22 protein-coding genes are annotated in these 23,817 nt (G+C 69.3%); 8 read left to right on the top strand and 14 right to left on the bottom strand.

Annotated features, from left to right (window positions below; genetic code table 11):
• Nucleotides 1-22 precede the first annotated feature (22 nt).
• Nucleotides 23-943, bottom strand: a complete 921-nt coding sequence (locus BAMB_RS13295) for a LysR family transcriptional regulator (protein WP_011657776.1) — start codon at nucleotides 941-943, stop codon at nucleotides 23-25.
• 99 nt (nucleotides 944-1,042) lie between these two features.
• Here BAMB_RS13295 and mdlC point away from each other — a divergent pair, with 99 nt between their 5' ends.
• The 4 genes from mdlC to BAMB_RS13275 all read left to right on the top strand — a co-directional run bounded on the left by mdlC (nucleotide 1,043) and on the right by BAMB_RS13275 (nucleotide 6,746).
• Nucleotides 1,043-2,650 (top strand): benzoylformate decarboxylase, encoded by a 1,608-nt coding sequence (gene mdlC / locus BAMB_RS13290; protein WP_011657775.1) that lies wholly within the window; start codon nucleotides 1,043-1,045, stop codon nucleotides 2,648-2,650.
• A gap of 29 nt (nucleotides 2,651-2,679) precedes the next feature.
• Nucleotides 2,680-4,131: an aldehyde dehydrogenase gene (locus tag BAMB_RS13285; RefSeq protein WP_011657774.1), complete on the top strand. Its 1,452-nt coding sequence runs from the start codon at nucleotides 2,680-2,682 to the stop codon at nucleotides 4,129-4,131.
• A gap of 13 nt (nucleotides 4,132-4,144) precedes the next feature.
• Nucleotides 4,145-5,089 (top strand): ketopantoate reductase family protein, encoded by a 945-nt coding sequence (locus tag BAMB_RS13280; RefSeq protein WP_011657773.1) that lies wholly within the window; start codon nucleotides 4,145-4,147, stop codon nucleotides 5,087-5,089.
• 259 nt (nucleotides 5,090-5,348) lie between these two features.
• Entirely contained in the window at nucleotides 5,349-6,746 is a 1,398-nt protein-coding gene (locus BAMB_RS13275; protein ID WP_011657772.1) for an MFS transporter, read from the top strand.
• A gap of 21 nt (nucleotides 6,747-6,767) precedes the next feature.
• Here BAMB_RS13275 and kynA read toward each other — a convergent pair whose 3' ends face one another.
• From kynA to kynB, 3 genes are all read right to left on the bottom strand, one after another.
• Entirely contained in the window at nucleotides 6,768-7,694 is a 927-nt protein-coding gene (gene kynA / locus BAMB_RS13270; protein WP_041491259.1) for a tryptophan 2,3-dioxygenase, read from the bottom strand.
• Nucleotides 7,695-7,774: 80 nt separating this feature from the next.
• Complete coding sequence (gene kynU, locus BAMB_RS13265; protein ID WP_011657770.1) at nucleotides 7,775-9,028, bottom strand: kynureninase; 1,254 nt, start codon at nucleotides 9,026-9,028, stop codon at nucleotides 7,775-7,777.
• A 25-nt stretch (nucleotides 9,029-9,053) separates the two neighbouring features.
• Nucleotides 9,054-9,695, bottom strand: a complete 642-nt coding sequence (gene kynB / locus BAMB_RS13260) for an arylformamidase (protein WP_011657769.1) — start codon at nucleotides 9,693-9,695, stop codon at nucleotides 9,054-9,056.
• A 130-nt stretch (nucleotides 9,696-9,825) separates the two neighbouring features.
• On the opposite strand from kynB, the gene BAMB_RS13255 reads away from it, so the two are divergent.
• On the top strand, nucleotides 9,826-10,326 hold the full coding sequence (locus BAMB_RS13255) for an Lrp/AsnC family transcriptional regulator (RefSeq protein WP_006477992.1): 501 nt from the start codon (nucleotides 9,826-9,828) through the stop codon (nucleotides 10,324-10,326).
• On the opposite strand, the gene BAMB_RS13250 is transcribed toward BAMB_RS13255, so the two are convergent.
• From BAMB_RS13250 to BAMB_RS13240, 3 genes are all read right to left on the bottom strand, one after another.
• Entirely contained in the window at nucleotides 10,313-10,822 is a 510-nt protein-coding gene (locus tag BAMB_RS13250) for a flavin reductase family protein (RefSeq protein WP_011657768.1), read from the bottom strand. The genes BAMB_RS13255 and BAMB_RS13250 overlap by 14 nt on opposite strands.
• Nucleotides 10,823-11,106: 284 nt before the next feature.
• Complete coding sequence (locus BAMB_RS13245) at nucleotides 11,107-11,772, bottom strand: hypothetical protein (protein ID WP_011657767.1); 666 nt, start codon at nucleotides 11,770-11,772, stop codon at nucleotides 11,107-11,109.
• Complete coding sequence (locus BAMB_RS13240) at nucleotides 11,769-13,175, bottom strand: selenium-binding protein SBP56-related protein (protein WP_011657766.1); 1,407 nt, start codon at nucleotides 13,173-13,175, stop codon at nucleotides 11,769-11,771. Before BAMB_RS13240 ends, BAMB_RS13245 begins: the two co-directional genes overlap by 4 nt.
• Nucleotides 13,176-13,746: 571 nt before the next feature.
• Here BAMB_RS13240 and msrA point away from each other — a divergent pair.
• Nucleotides 13,747-14,307: a peptide-methionine (S)-S-oxide reductase MsrA gene (msrA, locus tag BAMB_RS13235; RefSeq protein ID WP_011657764.1), complete on the top strand. Its 561-nt coding sequence runs from the start codon at nucleotides 13,747-13,749 to the stop codon at nucleotides 14,305-14,307.
• A 48-nt stretch (nucleotides 14,308-14,355) separates the two neighbouring features.
• Here msrA and BAMB_RS13230 read toward each other — a convergent pair whose 3' ends face one another.
• The 3 genes from BAMB_RS13230 to pdxH form a co-directional block, all read right to left on the bottom strand.
• The gene (locus tag BAMB_RS13230) at nucleotides 14,356-15,678 is read right to left on the bottom strand and encodes a DUF72 domain-containing protein (protein ID WP_011657763.1); all 1,323 of its coding nucleotides are present in this window, start codon (nucleotides 15,676-15,678) and stop codon (nucleotides 14,356-14,358) included.
• Nucleotides 15,679-15,701: 23 nt separating this feature from the next.
• A complete protein-coding gene (locus tag BAMB_RS13225) occupies nucleotides 15,702-16,922 on the bottom strand; it encodes an SAM-dependent methyltransferase (RefSeq protein ID WP_011657762.1) in 1,221 nt (406 codons plus the stop codon).
• Nucleotides 16,923-17,049: 127 nt separating this feature from the next.
• Nucleotides 17,050-17,694, bottom strand: a complete 645-nt coding sequence (pdxH, locus tag BAMB_RS13220) for a pyridoxamine 5'-phosphate oxidase (protein ID WP_011657761.1) — start codon at nucleotides 17,692-17,694, stop codon at nucleotides 17,050-17,052.
• A 127-nt stretch (nucleotides 17,695-17,821) separates the two neighbouring features.
• On the opposite strand from pdxH, the gene tcdA reads away from it, so the two are divergent.
• On the top strand, nucleotides 17,822-18,679 hold the full coding sequence (gene tcdA, locus BAMB_RS13215; protein WP_011657760.1) for a tRNA cyclic N6-threonylcarbamoyladenosine(37) synthase TcdA: 858 nt from the start codon (nucleotides 17,822-17,824) through the stop codon (nucleotides 18,677-18,679).
• 108 nt (nucleotides 18,680-18,787) lie between these two features.
• Here tcdA and trxA read toward each other — a convergent pair whose 3' ends face one another.
• The gene (trxA, locus tag BAMB_RS13210) at nucleotides 18,788-19,636 is read right to left on the bottom strand and encodes a thioredoxin (RefSeq protein ID WP_006750955.1); all 849 of its coding nucleotides are present in this window, start codon (nucleotides 19,634-19,636) and stop codon (nucleotides 18,788-18,790) included.
• A gap of 52 nt (nucleotides 19,637-19,688) precedes the next feature.
• Complete coding sequence (locus BAMB_RS13205; RefSeq protein ID WP_011657759.1) at nucleotides 19,689-20,570, bottom strand: pirin family protein; 882 nt, start codon at nucleotides 20,568-20,570, stop codon at nucleotides 19,689-19,691.
• 253 nt (nucleotides 20,571-20,823) lie between these two features.
• Here BAMB_RS13205 and BAMB_RS13200 point away from each other — a divergent pair, with 253 nt between their 5' ends.
• Nucleotides 20,824-21,702 carry an EamA family transporter gene (locus BAMB_RS13200; protein WP_175675264.1) on the top strand — a complete coding sequence of 293 codons (879 nt, stop codon included), beginning with the start codon at nucleotides 20,824-20,826 and terminating at the stop codon, nucleotides 21,700-21,702.
• 51 nt (nucleotides 21,703-21,753) lie between these two features.
• On the opposite strand, the gene BAMB_RS13195 is transcribed toward BAMB_RS13200, so the two are convergent.
• On the bottom strand, nucleotides 21,754-23,283 hold the full coding sequence (locus BAMB_RS13195; RefSeq protein ID WP_041491257.1) for an N-acetylmuramoyl-L-alanine amidase: 1,530 nt from the start codon (nucleotides 23,281-23,283) through the stop codon (nucleotides 21,754-21,756).
• On the bottom strand, nucleotides 23,265-23,816 hold the full coding sequence (tsaE, locus tag BAMB_RS13190; protein ID WP_041491256.1) for a tRNA (adenosine(37)-N6)-threonylcarbamoyltransferase complex ATPase subunit type 1 TsaE: 552 nt from the start codon (nucleotides 23,814-23,816) through the stop codon (nucleotides 23,265-23,267). Before tsaE ends, BAMB_RS13195 begins: the two co-directional genes overlap by 19 nt.
• Nucleotide 23,817: the final 1 nt, after the last annotated feature.

Raw genomic sequence — 23,817 nt, 5'->3', positions numbered from 1 at the left:
CTGCGGGGCGGGAGGGCGGGTGTCAGCGTGCGTCGCGCGCGTCGCGAGTGAGCGCGACGAGTTCGTCGAGCAGCTTGCCGGCCGGCCCCGGCAGGATCCCGTGGCGGCGGCGAAACGCGGTGAGCGTGCGCACCGCCACCACTTCGCGCACCGGCAGCGTGTCGATCGTGCCGGCGCGCTGTTCGGCGCCGTACATCGGTTCGGCCATCCAGCTCAGGAAGCCCGCGTGCGCGACGAGACTCTTCAGCGTCGTGACCGAGCGCGTCTCGACCGAGATGTCGGGTAGCGCGAGCCCGTGCGCGTCGAAGGTCGCGCGCATGTGGTCGAACGGCGCGGTGCCGCGCGGCGGACTCGCCCAGCGCGCGTGCAGCGTGTCGGCGAGTGTGGGCGCGCGTCCGAGCGCGCGCAGCGGATGGTGCGGCGCCGCAACGATATGGCTGCGATCCTCCCAGCGGCACTCCGGAATCGCGACGATCTCGTCGGTGTCGGGCCCGTGCGCGGACAGCGCGAGATCGATCTCATGCTTGTTCAGGCCATCCGCGAGCCGGTCCCACACGCCTTCGAGAATCTCGACGCGCAGGTTCGGCCAGCGGTCGAGCACGCGGCCGACCGCGACCGGCAGCACGAGGCTCGCGATGCTGCCCACCGTGCCGACCTTGATCGTGCCCTTCGCGAAGCCGCGCATCGCGTCGAGCTCCTCGCGCGCGTGCTCGGCCTCGTGCTGCAGCAGCGTCGCGTGCGGCAGCAGTGCCTCGCCGAACGCGGTCAGCTGCACGCCTTTCGAGTGACGCTCGAACAGCGGCGCGCCGACCTGATCCTCGAGCCGCTTCAGGATGCGGCTGAGCGCCGGTTGGGTCACGTGCAGCGCGTCGGCCGCGCGGCCGAGGCTGCCGCACGTGACGATGGTCGTGAAAGCACGCAATTGCCGGAGATCGAAAGTCATGCCGAATCGTAATGGCTTTTCTCAGAAAATACAGTATCCGAGAATGACTCCCGCTTCAATACTGTGGAAACCGCCAAGCCACCGAGGAGACGCCCGAGCATGTCCGGCACCCCGTCCCAATCCGCCGCCCCGATCACCGTCCGCGACGCGGTCATCGACCTGTTTCGCCAGTTCGGCATCGATCGCGTGTTCGGCAACCCCGGCTCGACCGAGCTGCCGATGTTCCGCGATTTCCCCGCCGATTTCCGCTACGTGCTCGGCCTGCAGGAGGCCGTCGTGGTCGGGATGGCGGACGGTCATGCGCAGGCCACCGGCAATGCGGCGGTGGTCAACCTGCATTCGGCGGCCGGCGTCGGCAACGCGATGGGCAACCTGTTCACCGCGTTCCGGAACCGCACGCCGCTGATCGTCACCGCCGGCCAGCAGGCCCGCGCGATCCTGCCGTTCGATCCGTTCCTCGGCGCGACCCAGGCCGCCGAAATGCCGAAGCCGTACGTGAAATGGAGCATCGAGCCCGCGCGTGCGCAGGACGTGCCGGCCGCGATCGCGCGCGCCTACCGGATCGCGATGCAGGAGCCGCGCGGGCCGGTGTTCGTGTCGATCCCGGTGGACGACTGGGACCAGCCGGCCGAGCTGCTGCCGCGCCGCGACGTGAGCAGCGTCGTGCGGCCCGATCCCGACGCGCTCGCGCGGCTCGGCGACGCGCTCGATGCCGCGCGGCGCCCGGCGCTCGTGGTCGGCGCGGCCGTCGATCGGGCCGGTGCGTGGGACGACGTGGTGCGGCTCGCCGAGCGGCACCGCGCAAGCGTGTACGCCGCGCCGATGTCGGGGCGCTGCAGCTTTCCCGAGGACCATCCGCTGTTCGCCGGCTTCCTGCCCGCGATCCGCGAGAAGATCGTCGCGCGGCTCGACGGGCACGATCTCGTGTTCGCGTTCGGCGCGCCTGCGTTCACCTATCACGTCGAAGGCTTCGGCCCGCATGTGCCGCCGGGCGCCACGCTTGTGCAGCTCGTCGACGATCCGGGCGTCGCCGCGTGGACGCCGTCGGGCGACGCGGTCGTCGGCAACCTGCGGCTCGCGGCGCGCGACCTGCTGGCCCGGCCAGCGCCGGCCGAGCGGCCGATGCCCGCGCCGCGGCCGCCGCGCCCGCGCGCCGAAGCGCCGGCCGCCGGCGAGCGGATGTCGGTGGCGTTCGCGCTGCAGACGCTCGCCGAGCTGCGCGACGCGCACGACATCGTCGTCGAGGAAGCGCCGAGCGCGCGGCCGGTGATGCAGACGCATCTGCCGTTCACGCGCAGCGGCACGTTCTACACGATGGACAGCGGCGGGCTCGGCTACGGGATGCCGGCCGCGGTCGGCGTCGCGCTCGCGCGGCCGGGGCGGCGCGTGATCGCGCTGATCGGCGACGGGTCGAGCCTCTATTCGGTCCAGGCGTTGTGGAGCGCCGCGCAGCAGAAGCTGCCGATCACGTTCGTGATCCTGAACAATCGCCGCTACGCGGCGCTGCAGGAATTCGCGTCCGTGTTCGGTTTCGGTCCCGACGATCCGGTGCAGGGCACCGATCTGCCCGACCTGGATTTCGTCGCGCTCGCGCAAGGGATGGGATGCCGCGGCATCCGCGTCACCGATGCCGCACGCCTGCGCGACACGCTGACGGATGCGCTGCGGGCCGGTACGCCCGTCGTCGTCGACGTCGAGGTGGCCTGACGCGCAGCGCGCGTCGTTCCGGAGAATTCATGCAAACCGTATCGATGCTGATCGGCGGCCAACGCCGTCATTCGTCCAGCGGCGCGACCTTCGTGCGCCGCAACCCGCTCGACGGCGAAGTCGCGTCGGCCGCGCCTGCCTGTACGGTCGACGATGCGCGCGCGGCGGCCGACGCGGCCGCGCGCGCGTTGCCCGAATGGGCGGCGCTTGGCCCCGGCGCGCGCCGCGCGCTGCTGCTGAAGGCGGCCGCCGCGCTCGAAGCGAAGCACGAGCAGTTCGTCGCCGCGATGGCGGCCGAAACCGGCGCGTCGGCGCTGTGGGCCGGCTTCAACGTGCAGCTTGCCGCGAGCGGGCTCGTCGAGGCCGCGTCGCTGACCACGCAGGTTGGTGGCGAGTTGATCCCGTCGGACGTGCCCGGTTCGCTCGCGATGGGCGTGCGACAGCCGGCCGGCGTCGTGCTCGGCATCGCGCCGTGGAACGCGCCGGTGATCCTCGCGACGCGCGCGCTCGCGCTGCCGCTCGCGTGCGGCAACACGATCGTGCTCAAGGGCTCCGAACTGTGCCCGGTCACGCACGGGCTGGTGGTCGAGGCGCTGCAGGAGGCCGGGCTGCCGGCGGGTGTCGTGAACTTCGTGACGAACGCGCCCGAGGACGCGGGCGCGGTCGTCGACGCACTGATCGCGCATCCGGCCGTGCGCCGCGTGAATTTCACCGGATCGACACGCGTCGGGCGGATCATCGCCGAAGCGTGCGCGCGTCATCTGAAACCGTCGGTGCTCGAACTCGGCGGCAAGGCGCCGTTCGTCGTGCTCGACGATGCGGATCTCGACGCGGCGGTCGCGGCGGCCGCGTTCGGCGCGTTCGCGAATTCCGGGCAGATCTGCATGTCGACCGAGCGGATCATCGTCGACGCATCGATCGCCGACGCGTTCGTCGCGAAGCTCGCCGCCCGGGCCGCGTCGCTGCCGCTGGGCGACCCGCGCCACGGGCCCGTCGTGCTCGGCTCGCTGATCGACATGAAGGCCGTCGAGCGCTGCAACACGCTGATCGACGATGCGCTCGCGCACGGCGCGACGCTGCTGTGCGGCGGCCGGTCCGACACCACGCTGTTCCCGGCGACGCTGCTCGATCGCGTGACGCCCGCGATGCGGATCTACGCGGAGGAGTCGTTCGGGCCGGTGAAGGGCATCGTGCGGGTCGACGGCGAGGCGGCCGCGATCGACTGCGCGAACGACAACGCGTTCGGGCTGTCGTCGGCGGTGTTCAGCCGCGACGTCGCGCGCGCGATGCGCGTCGCGGCGCGCATCGAGTCGGGCATCTGCCATGTGAACGGCCCGACCGTGCACGACGAGGCGCAGATGCCGTTCGGCGGCGTGAAGGACAGCGGCTTCGGGCATTTCGGCGGCAAGGCCGGCATCGCCGCGTTCACGGACCTGCGCTGGATCACCGTGCAGACCACGCCGCGCCACTATCCGTTCTGAGAGGCGACCGACGATGAGGATTGCGATTCTGGGTGCCGGCGCGATGGGTTCGCTGTTCGGCGCGCGGCTGGCCGAGCACGGCGAAGCCGTCACGCTGATCGACGTGAACGATGCGCATCTCGATGCGATCCGCCGCGACGGGTTGCGCATCGACGATGATCGCGGCGAACGCCGCATCCGCACGCTGCAGGCCGTGCGGCCGGAAGCCGCGAATGCGGCGGCAGGCGCCGCGCCCGATGCCCCGTTCGACTTGCTGATCGTGTTCACGAAATCGCTGCACACGTGCGCGGCGCTCGAAGGCGTGCACGCATTGCTGACGCCGCGGACATCCGTGCTGACGCTGCAGAACGGTCTCGGCAACGTCGAGGCGCTGAATACGTACGTGCCGCTGGAGCGCATTCTGGTCGGCGTCACGACGTGGCCGGCCGACTTCGCGGGCGCCGGGCACGTGCGCTCGCACGGTACCGGCACGATCCGCATGATGACGGCGGACGGCGCGCCGCGCCCGTTCGCGGCGGCCGTGGCCGACGCGCTGTCGCGCGCGGGGCTCGCGTGTTCGCTCGATGCGGACGTCTGGGCCGCGATCTGGGAGAAGGTCGCGTTCAATGCGGCGCTCAACACGCTATGCGCGGCGACGGGCTGCACGGTCGACCAGCTCGGCCGCGATCCCGAAGGTCCGCGGCTCGCGCTCGCGATCGCGGCGGAGACGGCGGCCGTCGCGCGCGCGAAAGGCATCGCCGTGGACGGCGAGCGGATCGCGCGCAATGTCGAGCATGCGATTGGCGAGCATCGCGGCCATCGGCCGTCGATGCTGCAGGACGTGCTCGCGGGCCGCCGCACCGAGATCGGCGCGATCAACGGTCAGGTCGTCGCGGCCGCGCGCGAGACGGGCGTCGCGGTGCCGCACGTCGAGACGCTGCTCGCGCTGGTCCGGCTGATCGACGCGCAGCTCGACTGAGCATCGGGCCGGCGGCCGGCTTGCGCCGCACGACGATACGCGCGCGCCGCGTGACGCGATGCCGCCGGATCGGCGCAGATTGAACAGGATGCCGGCGCCGATGCATCGGCATCGACCGCCCGCGCAGCACGAGATCCGGGGCACGCGCCAGCGCGTCAGCCCGGGCAACAGGAGACGCCATGAAATTCATCGAATACCGTTGTCTTGTCGCGCGCCGTTCGCGCACCTTGCCGCCGATGCGCGGCAGCCGGGAGGTTGCATGAGCACGCACGACGGAGTGCAGCCGCCGGCCGTCGACATCGGCGCGACGCTCGACGACGGGCCGTTCACGACGATGCAGCGTTGCGTGGTGCTGCTCGCCGCGCTCGCGATCGTGCTCGACGGCTTCGACGGGCAGTTGATCGGCTTCGCGATTCCGGTGCTGATCCGCGAATGGGGGATCACGCGCGGCGCATTCGCGCCGGCGGTGGCCGCCGGGCTGATCGGCATGGGCATCGGCAGCGCGTGCGCGGGAATCGTCGCGGATCGTTTCGGCCGCCGCCAGGCCGTGATCGGCAGCGTGTTCCTGTTCGGCGTCGCGACCTGCGCGATCGGCTTCGCGCCGGATGTCGCGACGATCGCGCTGCTGCGCTTCTGCGCGGGGCTCGGAATCGGCGGCGCGCTGCCGACCGCCACGACGATGACGGCCGAATACACGCCCGCGCGGCGCCGTACGATGATGGTGACGGCGACGATCGTCTGCGTGCCGCTCGGCGGCATGCTGGCCGGACTGTTCGCGCACGAGGTGCTGCCGCGCTATGGCTGGCGCGGGCTGTTCTTCGCCGGCGGCGCGCTGCCGCTCGTGCTCGGTTTCGTCCTGATGCGCGCGCTGCCCGAATCGCCGCGCTATCTGGCGCGCCGCCCCGCGCGCTGGCCGGAACTCGGCGCGCTGCTCGCGCGCATGCAGCGGCCGGTCGCGCCGGGCACCGTGTTCACCGATCTGCGCGATGCACGCGCACCCGGCGCGCGCGGCGGGTTCGGCGCATTGTTCGCCGGCCATCAGGCGCGCGACACGATCGCGCTGTGGTGCGCATTTTTCATGTGCCTGCTCGCCGTGTATGCGGCATTCAGCTGGCTGCCGACGATGCTGGCCGCGAGCGGGTTGAGCGTGTCGGTCGCGGGCTCGGGGTTGACCGCGTACAACCTCGGCGGCGTGATCGGCGCGCTGCTGTGCGCATGGGCGATCACGCATGCCGGTTCGCGCTGGCCGCTCGCGCTGTGCAGCATCGGCGGCGTGGCGAGCGCGATATGGCTGATGGGTATCGATGCGGGACGCCACACGGGCTGGCTGATCGTCGGGCTCGGCCTGCACGGTTTGTTCGTCAACGCGGTGCAGTCGACGATGTATGCGCTCTGCGCGTACATCTATCCGACGGCGGTGCGTGCGACCGGCACCGCGAGCGCGCTCGCATTCGGCCGGCTCGGCGCGATCCTCAGCGCGTTCGCTGGCGCGATCGTGATCACCGCGGGCGGCGCGACGGCGTACCTGATGATGCTGGCCGCCGCGATGGGCGTGGTGTGCGTCGCACTGCTCGCGATGCGGCGCCACATTCCGCGGTTCGCGCGCGAACGGGCGTTGCCGCGCGAAGGAGAGGAGCTGGCCCGCACGTCGTCGTGACGCGCGGGCGCATGCCGTGCGTTACAGCGTGGTGCGCACGTGCCAGAGCTCGGGGAACAGCACGACGTCGAGCATCTTGCGCAGATACGGCGCGCCGCTCGTGCCGCCCGTGCCCTGCTTGAAGCCGATGATGCGCTCGACGGTCGTCACGTGGCGGAAGCGCCACTGGCGGAACGCATCCTCGAGATCGACGAGTTCCTCGGCCATCTCGTACAGCTCCCAGTGCTGCTGCGGGTGACGGTAGACCTCGAGCCACGCGGCCTCGACCGTTTCGTCGTGACGCATCGGCTGCGTCCAGTCGCGCTCGAGCCGCTCGGGCGCGATCGGGAAACCGCGCCGCGCGAGCAGGCGCACGACCTCGTCGTAGAACGACGGCGCCTCGAGCGTCGCGCGCACCTGCTCGAGGATGTCGGGCCGGTGCGCATGCGGCTGCAGCATCTGCACGTTCTTGTTGCCGAGCAGGAATTCGAGCTGCCGGTACTGGTACGACTGGAAGCCCGACGACTGGCCGAGATACGGGCGCATCGCCGAATACTCGGACGGCGTCATCGTCGACAGCACGTTCCACGCCTGCACGAGCTGCTCGAGGATCCGTGACACCCGCGCGAGCATCTTGAACGCGGGCGGCAGCGCGTCGCCGCGCACCGCGTCGAGCGCGCCGCGCAGCTCGAACAGCGCGAGCTTCATCCACAGCTCGCTCGTCTGATGCTGGATGATGAACAGCATCTCGTTGTGATCGGGCGACAGCGGATGTTGCGCGTCGAGGATCGAATTCAGCGACAGATAGTCGCCGTAGCTCATCGACTTCGAGAAATCGAGCTGCGCGTCGTGCCAGCCGGCTTCGCCTGCCGCGTCGCCCGGCACGTGCGGCGCTTCATGCGCGGGTTGGGCCGCGTGTGCGCCCGAGAACGGGCAGCCCGCCGGCGCATTGTCGCCGGGTGGCTGCATATGACCAGAATTCACGACTCTCTCCAGATTTGAATGACGGGGGGCGCGGCGCGCGGCCTGCGCGCGCCGGTCGACGCCGATCAGGTCACCGCGCCGCGCTCGGCGAATTCGGGTGCCTTCCACGCATCGGTGGCCAGGATGTCGCGCAGCGTCTCGACGGCATCCCACACGTCGACGAAGCGCGTATAGAGCGGCGTGAAGCCGAAGCGCAGCACGTACGGCTCGCGGTAGTCGCCGATCACGCCACGCGCGATCAGCGCCTGCATCACCTCGTAGCCGTGCGGATGCTCGAAGCTCGCCTGCGAGCCGCGCTGGTGATGCGCGCGCGGCGTGACGAGCTTCAGCGACAGGCCCGCGCAGCGCGCTTCGACGAGTGCGATGAACGCATCGGTGAGCGCGAGCGACTTGCGGCGGATCGCGTGCATGTCGGTCTGCAGGAACACGTCGAGCCCGCATTCGACCATCGACATCGACACGATCGGCTGCGTGCCGCACAGGAAGCGCGCGATGCCCGGATCGGGCGCGAAGCCCGGCTGCATCGCGAACGGTGCGCGGTGGCCCCACCAGCCCGACAGCGGCTGCGAGAAATGCGCGTGATGGCGCTGCGGCACCCACACGAACGCCGGCGAACCGGGGCCGCCGTTCAGATACTTGTACGTGCAACCGACCGCGCCGTCCGCATGCGCGCCGTTCAGGTCGACCGGCACCGCGCCGGCCGAGTGCGCGAGATCCCACAGCATCAGCGCGCCCGCGTCGTGCACGAGTTGCGTGACGGCCGGCATGTCGTGCATGTAGCCGGTGCGGTAGTTCACGTGCGTGATCATCGCGACGGCCGTGTCCGCGCCGAGCGCGTCGGGCAGGTCGGCCGGATCGTCGATCAGGCGCAGCTCGTAGCCGCCGCCGAGCTGCTCGATCAGCCCTTGCGCGATGTACAGGTCGGTCGGGAAGTTCGAGCGCTCCGACACGATCACGCGGCGCTCCGGCGCGCGCGCGGCCTGGTGACGCAGCATCGCCGACAGCAGCTTGAACAGGTTGATCGAGATGGTGTCGGTCACGACGGTCTCCCCCGGTGCGCCGCCTATCAGCGTCGCGAGCTTGTCGCCGAGGCGGCGCGGCAGCGCGAACCAGCCGGCGGTGTTCCAGCTGCGGATCAGGCCTTCGCCCCATTCGGCGCCGATCACCTGTTGCGCGCGGGCGGCCGACGCGCGCGGCTGGGCGCCGAGCGAGTTGCCGTCGAGATAGATCACGCCGTCGGGCAGCGCGAACTGGTCGCGCAGCGCGGCGAGCGGGTCGTCGCGGTCGAGGGCGAGCGCGTCTTCACGGGTCTTGATCATGATGTCGGGTCAGTGGGTCGGGTAATCAGGAGGAGTGGCCGGGCAGCGCGCGCAGCACCGCACGCACGGGGCTTGCGTCGAGCGTCGCGAACTTCAGCGGCAGCGCGATCAGCTCGTAGTCGCCGGGCGGCACGTCGTCGAGCACGATCCCTTCGAGGATCGCCATCCGGTGTGCGCGCACGCGATGATGCGCATCCATGGTCTTCGATTCCTGCGGGTCGAGCGACGGCGTGTCGATGCCGATCAGCTTCACGCCGTGCGCGGCGAGCAGGTCGACGGTCTCGGGCGCGACCGCGCAGAAGCCGCTGTCCCATTGCTCGACGCTGGCGCGTGCATAGGTGCGCAGCAGCACGCGCGGCGGCACGCCGTCGAGCGCGGCCTCGATGTCGGCCGGGCGCACGACCGGCGCTGCGCCGATGCAGTGGATCACGCGGCACGGGCCGAGATAGGTATCGAGCGGCACCGCGCCGATCGGCGCGCCGTCGGCGTCATAGTGGAGCGGCGCGTCGCAGTGCGCGCCCGTATGCGGCGACAGCGTCAGCCGCGCGACGTTGACCGGCGAGCCGGCCTCCATCCGCCACACGCGTTCGACGGAAACGGGCGTATCGCCCGGCCACACGGGGGTGGCGGGGCTGACGGGCGGCGAGATGTCCCAGAGTGTGTCCATGGCATGACGAATCGGTGAATCGATCCTTCGAATGATAGGTGGACGCTCGCAGAAAGTGCTTGCGAAATAAACATGGACAATCCGCCGAATTGGCAGATAATTCGAATGAGAGGGAAAAGGGGGACCAAAAATGCATGCGATCACGCTCGATGCCACCGACTGCAGGATTCTGGCGGTACTGCAGGAGGAGGGCAGAATCAGCAATCTCGACCTGGCCGAACGCATCTCGCTTTCGCCGTCGGCCTGCTTACGCCGGATGCGCCTGCTCGAGGAGCAGGGCGTCATCGAACACTATCGCGCGTGCCTGAGCCGCGAGAAGCTCGGCTTCGAGCTCGAGGCGTTCGTGCAGGTGTCGATGCGCAACGAAGAGAATCAATGGCACGAGCGCTTCGCGGAAGCGCTGCGCGAATGGCCGGAGGTGGTCGGCGCGTTCGTCGTGACGGGCGAGAGCCACTATCTGCTGCGCGTGCTCGCGCACAACCTCAAGCACTATTCGGATTTCGTGCTGAACCGGCTCTACAAGGCGCCGGGCGTGATGGACATCCGTTCGAACATCGTGCTGCAGACGCTGAAGGACGAAGCGGGCGCGCCGGTCGGATTGGCGCGCACCGGGGCGATCAAAGCGGTGTGAGCCCGTGGAAGCCGCCGCCGTGGAACACGAGCGGCGGCGCGGCATCCGATACCGCGCGCACGCCGCAGCGTTCCACTTCGCCGACGAAGATCACGTGATCGCCTTCGTCGTAGCGGCTGCGGTTGTGGCATTCGAACCACGCGAGCGCACCGTCGAGCACCGGCATGCCCGAGTTGCCGGCCACGTGCGCGATCCCTTCGAAGCGGTCGCCCTTGTAGGTCGAGAAGCGCTTGCACAGGTCGATCTGCGAGGCCGCGAGCACGTTCACCACGTAATGGCTGTTGCTGCGGAACACCGGCGTCGACGCCGATTTGTGCGCGAGGCTCCACAGCACGAGCGGCGGATCGAGCGACACCGAGTTGAACGAGCTTGCGGTGATGCCGATCAACTGCCCGGACGGCGCCTGCGTCGTGATGACGGTGACGCCCGTCGCGAACTGGCCGAGCGCCTGGCGGAATGCGGCCGAATCGAAGTCCGGCGGGTTGGCATGGTTCATCGGGCGGCCATCCGGAACGAAACGGACGGGCGCGGCGCGCGGCGGATGCAACGGGCGCGGCGGACGAAAGGCGACAAGGCCGGGGCGATCGGTTGGGAAGGGGTGCGCATGGTCGGATTTTAGCGGAATCGCGACCGCCGGGCCCGTGCGCGCGGCGCATTGCGGCGTGAGCGTGAGGTGAACGTGAGGTAGCGAACACTGTCGCGTGGCGCCGCGATCGACGCGCAACGGCCGTTCTGTCGCGTTTTACCGCGCGTGATCTGCGGCCGCGCCGTGCGGCGGTGCTAGCGCGCCGCCGCCAGCCCGAGCGACAGCGCGCCCGTCAGGATCAGGCTCGACGCCCACACCGCGTCGAGGTTGAACCAGCTCCGCGCGACGAACTTCAGCCCGAGATAGCGGTACACGAGCCACGCGAGCACGCCGCCCGCGCCGATCATCGCGGCCGCGTGCACGGCTGCGACCACGAGGGCCATCCCGAGATGCGCGTCGACGAGCGTGGCCGCCGCGCGATGGCCGGCGTCCCGGTCGAGCCCGCAGAGCCCGAGATAGATCGGCACCAGCATCAGTCCCGCGCCATGTGCCAACGCGATCGCGAACGACCATAGCCCGAGCCGCGCGGGCGCGATCCGCGCAAGCACGCGCGGGTGGCGACGCCGGATCAGCAGCACCGCGCCGAAGCCGATCACGAGCGCGCTCGCGCCGATCCGGATCGCCGACTGCCACGCGAGCAACGCGGCGAGCAGCCCGAACGGCAGCATCACCATGAAGACAGCGAGCGCATGGCCGAGCGCGAGATAGCCGAGCGCCGCGAGCAGCGCGCCGCCGCGGCGCGTCATCAGTGCGTTCGACACCGCGAGCGGCCAGCCCATCGCCGGATTGAGTCCGTGATAGACACCGCTCGCGAGCACGGCCGCCCACAGCGCGAGCGGCGCGGAGAGACCGATGCTCAACGCTTGACCGACGGATAGCAGAACGAGTCCGTCGAGCAGTCGCCGCCCTCGAGCCGGATCTGGTGCGCGCGATAGCCGTCGGGGAACTCGACCCAGTAGTCGTCGGCGAGCGTCAGTCCGCCCTCCGGCCCCACATGCGCGAGCACTTGCGCGGCCGGCACGCCGTCCGGATAGAACTGATCGTCCCACGTCGAGTAGAGCGAGTTGGTCCAGTACACGCGCCGGCCGTCACGGCTGATTTCGACCATCTGCGGGCCGCCCGCGAACGCGCGGCCGTTCGTATGCGGCGCGCGGCGCACGATGCCGCCGATGCGCACCGACCCCGCGAGCACCGGGTGATGCGGATCCGACACGTCGTACTGGCGCATTTCGCCCGTGCCCCAGCACGACACGTACAGGAAGCGGTCGTCGAGCGACAGGTCGATGTCGGTCACGAGCGGCGGCACCGCGCCGAACCCTTGCAGCAGCGGCGGCAGCTCGTCCGCCGCGGCCGGCTCGGGCGGGATGGTCGCGGTCTTCTTCACATGGAACTGGCCGTCCTCGCGCCACCAGGTCCAGATCGACCCTTCCAGGTTGGTCGTATCGACCACGACGCCGACGAACCCGTATTCGCGCACCGGATCGTGCGCGGGCCGCACCTCGAGCGCCATCTGGTGCTGCGCGCCGAGATCGATCGTCTGCACGTTGCGCCGCGCGCGCAGGTCCCAGAAATGCAGCCGGTGGCCGTAGCGGTTCGCGAGCAGGTCTTCCGGCACGATGCCGTTCTCGAACTGCGGCGGCAGCGCCCATTCGCTCGACACCATGTAGTCGCGCGGCAGGTTCCACCAGAAGTCGTAATGCTTGTCCTGCGGGCCGCGGTCGATTTCCCAGCGGCCGAGCACGTCGAAGGTCTCGCAGTCCATGATGAAGATGCCGGGCGCGCCGTCGGTGCCGTCCTTGCCCGCGCCGCCGAGCGTGCTCACGTAGATGCCCTCGGGGCCGCAGTGGACCGTATGCGGCCGCGAATAGCCGGTCTTCGCGAAGATCTCGTCGGGTTCGATGATCTTGTGGATGCGCGCCTGCGTCGGGTGCGGCTTCGTGTCGATCACGTAGATCCGCGACGAGCGCAGGCCGGGGATGATCAGGAAGCGGCGCTCGAGAAATGTGTGGCCGGTCAGCGGCGACAGCGACGACGAACACGCATTCCAGCCGAAGTGGTGAAACTCGTCGCCGGTGTTCGGCATCGTCACCGTGTGCACGATCTTGCCGTAGGTCGAGGAACCGGGCTTCACGTCGATCACGGCGAGCGCGTCGGGTCTGGAAAAATCGGGGCTCAGCAACAATGTATAGGCGAACTCTTCTGCCGGCGCCTGCATCGCGAGTTCCGGCGAAGCGTGAAATGTCGGGTCAGGCCGCATGCTCATCGTAATGCCTCTCTCGGTTGTATCGGATCACGGGCGCACGGCCGTTCGTTGCGGACGTGCGGGTCGAACGGTTGCGTGATGCGCATGCACCGGCGGCCGCCCGCATGGCAGGACGCGCGGTGTGGTGCATCAGATCGGGACAGCGGGGAAACGCGATGCACCGGCTCGCCGCGCAGGCGGCGCAACGGACGCGACGGATGCATGGCGGCGCAATGGTGCGATGGAAGTGCCGGCGCGCGGGGCGCCGGTGGTCGGAGCTGCAATCCGGACGACTTCTGTCGGGGCGTGCATAGCGATGTTCCGGCGGATGATGTTGGCATCGGGGCGGGCATGCATCGGACGCTGCGTGCAGCCGGGACGGTGTGCCGTCGCGGGCAAGCGTGCCTAAGTGTAGTCGAGAAACGCACCGCCGGTGGTGCGTGATACGCGCGCGTTTCTGCCTGATTCGCGCACGAGTGAGATACTTGAACGCGTGCCGCTTCGCGCCGGGCAACCGGGCAGCGGCGATACGGACCGGCGGCGCCGGCGCGCGCATGCGTGCGGTCGCCGTCATCAACGAGGTGATGATTTCATGGTGAACGAGATGCTTGAAACCGCGACCGTGGGTGGTGGGTGCTTCTGGTGCACGGAGGCCGTGTTTCTCGATGTCGACGGCGTGACGGCCGTCCAGTCGGGCTATGCGGGCGGCCATATGCGCAATCCCGGCTATCGCGACGTGTGCGAAGGCGACACCGGTCACGCGGAGGTCGTGAACGTGACGTTCGATCCGGCGCGCATCGGTTATCGCGAGATCCTCGAGATCTTCTTCGCGACGCACGATCCGACCCAGCTGAACCGGCAGGGCAACGACGTCGGCACGCAGTACCGTTCGGTCGTGTTCACGCATTCGGACGAGCAGCGCGACATCGCGCTGGACGTGATCCGCGAACTGGAGCGCGAGCAGGTGTTCGGGCAGCCGATCGTCACGCAGGTCGTGCCGCTCGACGACAACTACTGGCCGGCCGAGGACTATCACCAGAACTATTACGCGCGCAATCCGGGGCAGGGCTACTGCTCGGTCGTGATCGGGCCGAAGCTCGCGAAATTCCGCCAGAAGTTCTCGCACCGGCTGAAGTCGCTGCGCGGCGCGTAATCGGCCGGCAAGCGCTAGGCGGCGCCGCGAGACGCCCGCCGCCGAACCCTACGCCGCCTCGCTGCGCCACTGCGCGCACGCGGCGGCGATCTCGCGCGCGAGCGCGACGCACGACAGCGGCGCGGAGCCTTCCGCCTTGTTGTTGATCGTGATGATCACCGGCTGTCCGGCCAGCGCGTAGCGCGCGGCCAGCTCGGCGAGCGCCGAGCGCGTGGCCGGATCTTCGTCGACGAGCTTGTCGAACGGCTCGTACTTCGCCTTCGCCTGTTCGTACTTGAATCCGCCGTGCAGGCTCCACCGCACGATCAGCGGGCCCGGCGCGTCGCCGTCGAGCAGCGCGAGCGCGGCCGCCTGGCGCAGCGGGTCGGGCATCCGCGCATGCAGGCCGACGCAGTAGCGCACGCCCAGCGCCGCGAGCGCGCGGATGAAGCGCGGCGTGAGCAGGCACGCGTCGCGGATCTCGATCGCGTAGCGCGTGCCGTCGGCGTCTAGCGGCAGCGGCGGCAGCGCCGCGAAGAACGCCGACAGCCGGTCGATCAGCGCGGCCGGTTCGACGAGCAGTTGATCGGGCATCGGCGAAAACTGGAACACCAGCACGCCGGCCTTCTTGCCGAGCCCTTCGATGCACGGCTGCACGAATTCCCGGATGGCGAGCTGCGCGTCGAGAAAGGTCGGGTTCGGGCCCGACGGCTCGCCGCGCCGGCCGCGCACGACCGCGTCGGTGACGGACGCCGGCGCCTTCACGACGAAGCGGAAGTCGTCCGGCACCTGTTGTGCGTAGCGCAGGTAGTCGGCCACCGACAGCGGGCCGTAGAACGAGCGGTCGAGGCTTACGCTCTTCAGCAGCGGATGCGCGCCGTACGCTTCGAGCCCCTCGCGCGACAGTTTCGTCTGCGCGAAATCGCCGTCGTAGACGATGCCGTCCCAGCCGGGGAAATACCACGACGACGTGCCGAGCCGCACATTCGGCGGCAGGGCGGCCGCCACGTCGGCGACTTCCGCGGAAACCGGTGCGGGCGGCACGCCGCGCTGGCGCCTGCTCTTCTTCGGCGGCGTGGCAGGCGGCAACGGGTCGTCCCACAGCAGCCCTGAGGCGGCGGGCGGTTCCGGTTCCTGATCGGAGGAAGGGCGGGGCGACGCACGGCCCGCGCGCGCAGGCGACTTTGCCAGTTGCGCGGCATCGTGCTTGCCAGGCGTCACGCGTTCGCCGGCACCGGCTGGGTGGTCATCGTCGAAGGGCGCAGCCGCCGCGCGTGCGTCGTCGGGCGGCGCGCCGAACAGGTCGAACTGCCCGTCGGCGTGCGACCCGTCCGCTTCGTCGCGCTGCTGTCGTTGCGTCGGCGTGTTGCGCCGCGTCCTGCCGTCACCCATGCGTGCCCAGCGTGAAGTGCCGCCTAGCGCGGCAGCGTGTGTTCGTACATATAGCGCCGCGACCACGGCAGCGTTTTCGCGCTGCGTCCGGCCTTGCGGCACACGATCTGGAAGATCGACACGTCGTCGTGCTCGAATGCATACGCACAACCGGCGAGGTACACGCGCCAGATACGGAATTTTTCGTCGTCGACGAGCGCGCGCGCCTGTTCCGCCTTCGTCTCGAAATTCTCGGTCCAGATCTCGAGCGTGCGCGCATAGTGCCGCCGCAGGCTTTCGACGTCAACCGCCTCGAGCCCGCCGCGCTGCGCCGCTTCGAGCGCGAGGCTGATGTGCGGCAGCTCGCCGTCCGGGAACACGTAGCGGTCGATGAATTCGCCGCCGCCGAGCGCCGTCTCGCCGCTTTCGGCGTCGGTCGACGTGATCCCGTGGTTCATCGCGATGCCGTCGTCGGTCAGCAGGTCATGCACGCGCGAGAAATAGAGCGGCAGATTCTTGCGGCCGACGTGCTCGAACATCCCGACGCTCGTGATGCGGTCGAACTGCCCGTCGATCTCGCGGTAGTCCTGCAGGCGGATCTCGATCTTGTCCTCGAGCCCGGCGGCCTTCACGCGCGCGGTCGCGAGATCGAACTGGTTCTGCGACAGCGTCACGCCCAGACAGGTCGCGCCGAACTTCTGCGCGGCACGCAGCACGAGCGCGCCCCAGCCGCAGCCGATGTCGAGCAGGCGCTGGCCGGGCTCGAGCTGGATCTTGGTCAGGATATGGTCGATCTTCTTGATCTGCGCGGTGGCGAGATCCTCGTCACCGTTCTCGAAGTACGCGCACGAGTACACCATGTTCTCGTCGAGCCACAGCTGGTAGAACTCGTTCGAGACGTCGTAGTGATACTGGATCGCCTTCCTGTCGCTGTTCTTCGTATGATTGAAGTAGCGCTTCACGCGCGCGAGCTTGCTCGCGCTGGTGACTGTGCTGCGCGCGAGCGAGTAGCTGATGTTGATGATGTCCGACAGCCTGCCCTCGATGTCGATCTTGCCCTTCACGTACGCCTCGCCGAGATTGTCGAGGCTTGGTTCGAGCAGTAGCGGCAACGCGGACGCGCTGTTGACCTTCAGCGTGACCTGCGGTGCGCTGAAGGTGCCGAAATCGAGTTGATCGCCGTTCCACAGCACGAGGCGCGCCGGTATGTTCGCCTTCGCCCGTACTTCGTCCGCCCACTGTGCCAGCTTCTTTTCCCAGAACATTTGGATTCTCCGTTTGTTCGTTGAATCGAATACAGCCAAGTATCTTGACCGGCGCCCGCTCCCCGCGAGGCGGGCGCCCTCATGCAACACGAGATACGACCGGCAGGCACCGGCGCCGCTGCCTTGCTTACGGCGACAGGCGCGAGATGGTCCAGTCCGGCGCCGCCGCGGCGTCGCGCGTGTAGAGCAGGCGATCGTGCAGCCGCGACGGGCGGCCCTGCCAGAATTCGATCGCGTCGGGCACGACGCGATAGCCGCCCCACTGCGGCGGGCGCGGCGGATTCTCGCCGTAGCGTTCGGCCACGGCCTTCTCGCGCGCTTCGAGCGTCGCACGGCTGTCGATCACGGCGCTCTGCTCGGACGCCCACGCACCGATGCGCGAGCCGAGCGGGCGCGACGCGAAATAGCGGTCGCTTTCGTCGGTGCTGGTTTTCTCGATCCGGCCTTCGATGCGCACCTGGCGCTCGAGCTCGATCCAGTAGAACAGCAGCGCCGCGTACGGATGGGCGGCGAGATCGCGCCCCTTGCGGCTTTCGTAATTGGTAAAGAAGACAAACCCGCGTTCGTCGACACCCTTGATGAGCACGATTCGGGCCGACGGCCGGCCGTTCTCGCCGACGGTGGCGAGCGTCATCGTGTTCGGCTCGGGAAGCTTGGCGGCGAGCGCCTCCTTGAACCAGCGATCGAACTGGGCGAAAGGGTCGGGGGCGACATCGGCTTCATCGAGCGAAGCACGCGAATAGTTGATGCGAAGATCGGCGAGAGTTGTCATGTTATGCAAACGCTTCAATCCGGGGCCAGTATAGCGAACGCGCGAGAATCGTGCGTGCACAGTGGCGCGTGTAGGCGGTGAGTTCAGGCAAAATAGAGGGCTGTACGCTTACGTTTTCCTTGCTGCCATGTCCGCCCCCGACGCTGCCCCGCCTAGTTCTTCTGATCTTACCCCGAGCCCGACAATCCAGCTTGACGTGGATCGCGAACGCCGTTTCGGCGGCATCGCGCGGTTGTACGGCGCCCCCGCGCTCGCCGCGTTCGAGCGCGCGCACGTCGCCGTGATCGGCATCGGCGGCGTCGGTTCGTGGACGGCCGAGGCGCTCGCGCGCAGCGCGATCGGCACGCTGACGCTGATCGATCTCGACAACGTTGCGGAAAGCAACACGAACCGGCAGATCCACGCACTCGACGGCAATTACGGCAAGCCGAAGGTCGATGCGATGGCCGAGCGGATCGCGCTGATCGATCCCGCGTGCCGCGTGAACCGGATCGAGGATTTCGTGGAACCCGACAACTTCGACGCGCTGCTCGGCGGCGGCTTCGACTACGTGATCGATGCGATCGACAGCGTGCGGACGAAGGTCGCGCTGATCGCGTGGTGCGTCGCGAAAGGGCAGCCGCTCGTCACGGTCGGCGGCGCGGGCGGGCAGCTCGACCCGACGCGCATCCGGATCGACGATCTCGCGTTGACGATCCAGGATCCGCTGCTGTCGAAGGTGCGCGCGCAGTTGCGCAAGCAGCACGGCTTTCCGCGCGGGCCGAAGGCGCGCTTCAAGGTCAGCGCCGTGTATTCGGACGAGCCGCTGATCTATCCGGAAGCGGCCGCTTGCGACATCGAGGATGGCGCGGAGCCGTCCACGGCCGCGCACGTCGCGGGGCTCAACTGTGCGGGATTCGGTTCCAGCGTGTGCGTGACCGCGAGCTTCGGTTTCGCGGCCGCAGCGCATGCGCTGCGCGCGCTCGCGGCGCGGGCCGCGGGCTGATCGGGAAAGCGATCGACGCGCAGCAGCGCGCTGCGATGCCGCGGCGCGGCAGATCCGGCGCGCGCGATGGCGCGGCAGCCGGGCCATTGCGGCCCGACCGCCCGTTCGTCAGTTGAGCGCCATGCTCAGCTTGCGCCGCCACGCGGCGACGAGCTCGGGGCTGTCGCCCGCCATCTCGAACACCGACAGCATCGTGCGGCGGCCGAGGTCGTCGCCATACGCGCGGTCGCGCAACACGATTTCCAGCAGCTGCTCGAGCGCGCCTTCGTACGCGCGTCGCGCGATCAGGCTCTGCGCGAGGTCGAACCGTGCGTCGAGATCGGCGGGGTTCGCCGCGATACGCGCTTCGAGCGCGTCGGTCGGCGGCAGGTCGGCGGTGGCGTCGAGCGCATCGAAACGGGTCTTGATCGCCTGGTAGCGCGGGTCGGCGCCCTGCACGGTCTGCGGCGACAGGCGCTCGGCCTCGGTGCGCGCGGCATCGACCTGGTTGTTTGCGAGCAGCAGTTCGATCAGGTCGAGCCGTGCATCGTCGAAACCGGGGTTCAGTGCGAGCGCCGCCTCGAGGTGGGTGAGCGCATCGTCGTAGCGTGACTCGGCGATCGCGTATTGCGCGGCGCGGCGTTCGGCTTCCTCGGGCGCCGGCAGCAGCCGGTCGAGGAACGCGCGCAACTGGCCTTCCGGCAGCACGCCGATGAACTGGTCGACCGGGCGCCCGTCGGCGAACGCGATCACGTGCGGGATGCTGCGCGTCTGGAAGTGCGCGGCGAGCTCCTGGTTCTCGTCGACGTTCACCTTCACGAGCTTCCAGCGGCCCTGATAGTCGGCTTCGAGCTTTTCGAGCAGCGGACCGAGCGTCTTGCAGGGGCCGCACCACGGCGCCCAGAAGTCGACCAGCACGGGGGCGTCCAGCGACGCCTCGATGACGTCTTTCTCGAAAGTGGCAAGCGTGGTGTCCATGTCGTTCGCTTCCAGTCGAATGTCGTGAGGATGGGGGCGGTGCGCGCCTTTTTCAACGCGGCTTCGCTGCGGGCAGCGGAATCCATTCGGTTTCGCCGGGCACCTTGCCCATTTCCTGGTTCGTCCACGCTGCTTTCGCGCGCTCGATCGCGTCGCGGCTGCTGGCGACGAAATTCCATTCGATGAAGCGCTCGCCGTCGATCTTGTCGCCGCCCAGCAACATCGCGCGCGCGCCGTTGCCGCTCGCGAGCGTGACGGTCGCGCCCGGCGTGAGCACGGCCATCTGCTCGGCCGGCACCGGCGTGCCGTCGATCGTCAGGTCGCCGTCGACCACGTAGACCGCGCGCTCCTCGTGCGACGCGTCGAGCTCGAGGCGGCTGCCGGCCGCGAATTCGGCGGCGACGTACAGCGTGCGCGAGAACGTCGTGACGGGCGAGCGCAAGCCGAACGCGTCGCCGGCGATCACCGTCAGCGTCACGCCGTTTTCGGTGCGCCTGGGCAGCGTGTCGGCCGCATGGTGCTCGAACGACGGCTCGGTGGTTTCGTGGGCGACGGGCAGCGCGACCCAGGTCTGGATCCCGTGCACCGTATGGCCGCTCGCGCGCTGCGCGTCGGGCGTGCGCTCCGAGTGGACGATGCCGCGGCCGGCCGTCATCCAGTTCACGTCGCCCGGCACGATCTCCTGCCGCGAGCCGAGGCTGTCGCGGTGCAGGATCGCGCCGTCGAACAGGTAGGTGACGGTGGCGAGCCCGATATGCGGGTGCGGGCGCACGTCGAGCCCGGTGCCGGCCGGCAGCGCCGCGGGCCCCATGTGATCGAAGAAGATGAACGGGCCGACGAGGCGTGCGGCGAGCGCGGGCAGTGTGCGGCGCACCTGCAGGTTGCCGATGTCGCGAATGTGCGGCTTCAGCAAGGCTTTGATCGGTTCGGTCATGACAGGCCTCGTGGCGAACGGCGGGGATGCCGGTCATTGTACTGGCGGCGTGGCCCCGACGCGCGCACCGGGCGTGGCGCTGCGCCGGCCGGCGGTGCGGGCGGCAGCGGGCACGCGCGATGCGGTTGTCTGTGGATGCGCGGCTGCGCCCACGGGCGATTCCATGCGCGCTGCGCGGGTATCGGGCCGTGCGGCGAAACCCGGTAGACTGAGCCGCTTCGGAACCACCATTCAAAACGAGGAGACGCCGATGATGGCCCCGAAGGACTTGCTGCTCGCGCTGGTCGTGATCCTGGCGTGGGGCGTGAACTTCGTCGTGATCAAGGTCGGGCTGCACGGCATGCCGCCGATGCTGCTCGGCGCGCTGCGCTTCACGCTCGCGGCCGTGCCCGCGGTGTTCTTCGTCCGCCGGCCGCAGATTCCGTGGCGCATGCTGATCCTGTACGGCGCGACGATCCAGCTCGGCCAGTTCGTGTTCCTGTTCACCGGCATGTACGTCGGCATGCCGGCCGGTCTCGCGTCGCTCGTGCTCCAGTCGCAGGCGTTCTTCACGCTCGTGTTCGCGATGCTGTTCCTCGGCGAGCGGCTGCGCATGGAGAACCTGATCGGGCTCGCGATCGCCGCGGCCGGGCTCGCCGTGATCGCCGCGCAGGGCGGCCGCGCGATGACGCTCGCCGGCTTCCTGCTGACCATCTGCTCGGCCGCGATGTGGGCGATCGGCAATATCGTCACGAAGAAGGTCGGCCGTGCGAACCTCGTGTCGCTGGTCGTGTGGGCGAGCCTCGTGCCGCCCGTGCCGTTCTTCCTGCTGTCGCTGTGGTTCGAGGGGCCGCAGCGGATCGGGGCCGCGCTGGCCGGGCTGGACGGCGCGTCGATCTTCGCGGTCGTCTATCTCGCGTTCGTCGCGACGCTGCTCGGCTACGGCTTGTGGAGCCGCCTGATGTCGCGCTATCCGGCCGCGCAAGTCGCGCAGTTCTCGCTGCTGGTGCCGATCGTCGGGCTCGCGTCGTCGGCGCTGCTGCTCGACGAACACCTGACGCGCGCGCAGCTGGCTGGCGCCGCGCTCGTGATGGGCGGGCTCGCGGTGAACGTATTCGGCGGGAAGCTGGTGCGCCGCTTCGCGGCGTCGTGACGCGCCGGCACGCAGCGCGTGCCGGCGGCGGGGAAGACGAGGGGCCGTGCGTCAGGCCATCCGGTTCTTCGCGAGCGGTGGGTTCGCGGCGAAGTAACGCTTGATGCCGCGGAAGATCGCGTCGGCCATCTGGTCGCGATAGCTTTCGTCGTTCAGCCGGCTCTCTTCTTCCGGGTTGCTGATGAACGCGGTCTCGACGAGGATCGACGGAATGTCGGGTGCCTTCAGCACCGCGAATCCGGCCTGCTCGACCGAACCCTTGTGCAGCTTGTTGATGCCGCCGACTTCCTTCAGCACGTAGCCGCCGTAGCGCAGCGAATCGCGGATCTGCGCGGTCGTCGACATGTCGAACAGCGCGCGGCTCACGGCCGCGTCCTGCGTCTTGATGTTGATGCCGCCGATCAGGTCCGACGAGTTTTCCTTGTTCGCCATCCAGCGTGCCGCGGCGCTCGTCGCGCCGTGGTCGGACAGCGCGAACACCGACGAGCCGCGCGCGGAAGGCGTCGTGAACGCATCCGCGTGGATCGACACGAACAGGTCGGCGCCGACGCGGCGCGCCTTCTGCACGCGCACGTTCAGCGGCACGAAGAAGTCGGCGTCGCGCGTCATCATCGCGCGCATGTTCGGCGCGCCGTCGATCTTCGCGCGCAGCTTCTTCGCGATGTCGAGCGCGATGTGCTTCTCGTACGTGCCGCCGCCGCCGATCGCGCCCGGATCCTCGCCGCCGTGGCCCGGATCGATCGCGACCGTCAGCAGGCGCATGGTGCCGCCCTTGCCGGATTTCGGTGCGGTGAACTTGTAGGTGTCGCCGTCGTCGTCGCTGTCGTCGCGGCGCGCGATGACGGGCGGCGGCTTGACGGCCGGCTTCGCGGGCGTGGAAGGCGTCGCGGCGGCCGGCGGCGTGCGCGGCGTGGCCGGCGTGTTCTGCGCGAAGCGCTGGAAGAACGCGTCGGTGTTGTCGCCCGCGGCGGGTGCCGACGGCGCGGCCGGCCCCGCGAGCGAGGTCGGCGGCTGCATTTGCTGCGCGCGCGCGGTGTCGTTGAGCGCCTGTTCCTTGCGTTCCGTCTGCGCGATCAGGTCGGACAGCGGATCGGGCGCGACGGCCGGATACAGGTCGAACACGAGCCGGTACTTGTAGGTGCCCACCGGCGGCAGCGTGAACACCTGCGGCTTCACCGAGCCTTTCAGGTCGAACACCATCCGCACGACGTGCGGCTGGTACTGGCCGACGCGCACCGACTGGATCTGCGGATCGTTCGGCGCGATCTTCGACACGAGGTCGCGCAGGGCCTGATCGAGATCGAGCCCGCTCAGGTCGACGACGAGCCGGTCGGGGCCCTGCAACAGCTGTTGGCTATTCTGCAGCGGCTGGTCCGATTCGATCGTGACGCGCGTGTAATCGCGCGCGGGCCACACGCGCACGCCGAGCACCGACGACGCGTGCGCGAGCCGCGGTGCGGCGAGACCGAGCACCAGCGTCGACGCGCCCGCGCGCAGGATCTGGCGGCGCCGCCAGTTGTGCGTCGCGGTGGCCGCCGATTCGATCGAGCGGAACGGTTTGATCAACATCTTTCGAGACATGCCTTTCCTGAAGCGCTGAACGCCCTGACGGTGAGGGCGCGACCGTCGCCGTCCACGTCGAGCGAGAAAACCAGATCGGGCACGCCGAGCAGGGTGCCCGCCTGTTGGGGCCATTCGACGAGGCAGATCGCGCTGGAATTGAAATATTCGCGAAACCCCGCGTCGGACCATTCGGCCGGATCGTTGAATCGATACAGATCGAAGTGATAGACCTCAAGTTCCCCATCGTCGCGTGCGAATGCATACGGCTCGACGAGCGTATAGGTCGGGCTGCGCACGCGTCCCGGGTGGCCGAGGCCGCGCAGGATCGCGCGCACGAGGGTCGTCTTGCCCGCGCCGAGGTCGCCGATCAGCTGGATCTGCAGCCCGTCGAACGCGTGCGCGCGGGCGAGTTCGCCGCGCGCCGCGTCGAGCGCGTGCGCGAAGCGGGTGCCGAAAGCCTCGGTCGCCGCTTCGTCGGCGAGTGCGATCACGCGCTCCGCGAGCGGGGCGGGCAGCGTGTCTGCATGAGGCGTATGGGACGTGGCTGGCATT

It is taken from the genome of Burkholderia ambifaria AMMD, assembly GCF_000203915.1.
In the GTDB taxonomy this organism is placed as follows: Bacteria; Pseudomonadota; Gammaproteobacteria; order Burkholderiales; family Burkholderiaceae; genus Burkholderia; species Burkholderia ambifaria.
The sequence above is the reverse complement of the archived record's forward strand: the minus strand, read 5'-3'. Positions and strand labels throughout refer to the sequence as shown.

Coding starts and splice junctions, on each gene's coding strand:
- BAMB_RS13295 (WP_011657776.1), bottom strand. CDS start 943: ATGACTTTCGATCTCCGGCAATTGCGTGCTTTCACGACCATCGTCACG.
- mdlC (WP_011657775.1), top strand. CDS start 1,043: ATGTCCGGCACCCCGTCCCAATCCGCCGCCCCGATCACCGTCCGCGAC.
- BAMB_RS13285 (WP_011657774.1), top strand. CDS start 2,680: ATGCAAACCGTATCGATGCTGATCGGCGGCCAACGCCGTCATTCGTCC.
- BAMB_RS13280 (WP_011657773.1), top strand. CDS start 4,145: ATGAGGATTGCGATTCTGGGTGCCGGCGCGATGGGTTCGCTGTTCGGC.
- BAMB_RS13275 (WP_011657772.1), top strand. CDS start 5,349: ATGAGCACGCACGACGGAGTGCAGCCGCCGGCCGTCGACATCGGCGCG.
- kynA (WP_041491259.1), bottom strand. CDS start 7,694: ATGCAGCCACCCGGCGACAATGCGCCGGCGGGCTGCCCGTTCTCGGGC.
- kynU (WP_011657770.1), bottom strand. CDS start 9,028: ATGATCAAGACCCGTGAAGACGCGCTCGCCCTCGACCGCGACGACCCG.
- kynB (WP_011657769.1), bottom strand. CDS start 9,695: ATGGACACACTCTGGGACATCTCGCCGCCCGTCAGCCCCGCCACCCCC.
- BAMB_RS13255 (WP_006477992.1), top strand. CDS start 9,826: ATGCATGCGATCACGCTCGATGCCACCGACTGCAGGATTCTGGCGGTA.
- BAMB_RS13250 (WP_011657768.1), bottom strand. CDS start 10,822: ATGAACCATGCCAACCCGCCGGACTTCGATTCGGCCGCATTCCGCCAG.
- BAMB_RS13240 (WP_011657766.1), bottom strand. CDS start 13,175: ATGAGCATGCGGCCTGACCCGACATTTCACGCTTCGCCGGAACTCGCG.
- msrA (WP_011657764.1), top strand. CDS start 13,747: ATGGTGAACGAGATGCTTGAAACCGCGACCGTGGGTGGTGGGTGCTTC.
- BAMB_RS13230 (WP_011657763.1), bottom strand. CDS start 15,678: ATGGGTGACGGCAGGACGCGGCGCAACACGCCGACGCAACGACAGCAG.
- BAMB_RS13225 (WP_011657762.1), bottom strand. CDS start 16,922: ATGTTCTGGGAAAAGAAGCTGGCACAGTGGGCGGACGAAGTACGGGCG.
- pdxH (WP_011657761.1), bottom strand. CDS start 17,694: ATGACAACTCTCGCCGATCTTCGCATCAACTATTCGCGTGCTTCGCTC.
- tcdA (WP_011657760.1), top strand. CDS start 17,822: ATGTCCGCCCCCGACGCTGCCCCGCCTAGTTCTTCTGATCTTACCCCG.
- trxA (WP_006750955.1), bottom strand. CDS start 19,636: ATGGACACCACGCTTGCCACTTTCGAGAAAGACGTCATCGAGGCGTCG.
- BAMB_RS13205 (WP_011657759.1), bottom strand. CDS start 20,570: ATGACCGAACCGATCAAAGCCTTGCTGAAGCCGCACATTCGCGACATC.
- BAMB_RS13200 (WP_175675264.1), top strand. CDS start 20,824: ATGGCCCCGAAGGACTTGCTGCTCGCGCTGGTCGTGATCCTGGCGTGG.
- BAMB_RS13195 (WP_041491257.1), bottom strand. CDS start 23,283: ATGTCTCGAAAGATGTTGATCAAACCGTTCCGCTCGATCGAATCGGCG.
- tsaE (WP_041491256.1), bottom strand. CDS start 23,816: ATGCCAGCCACGTCCCATACGCCTCATGCAGACACGCTGCCCGCCCCG.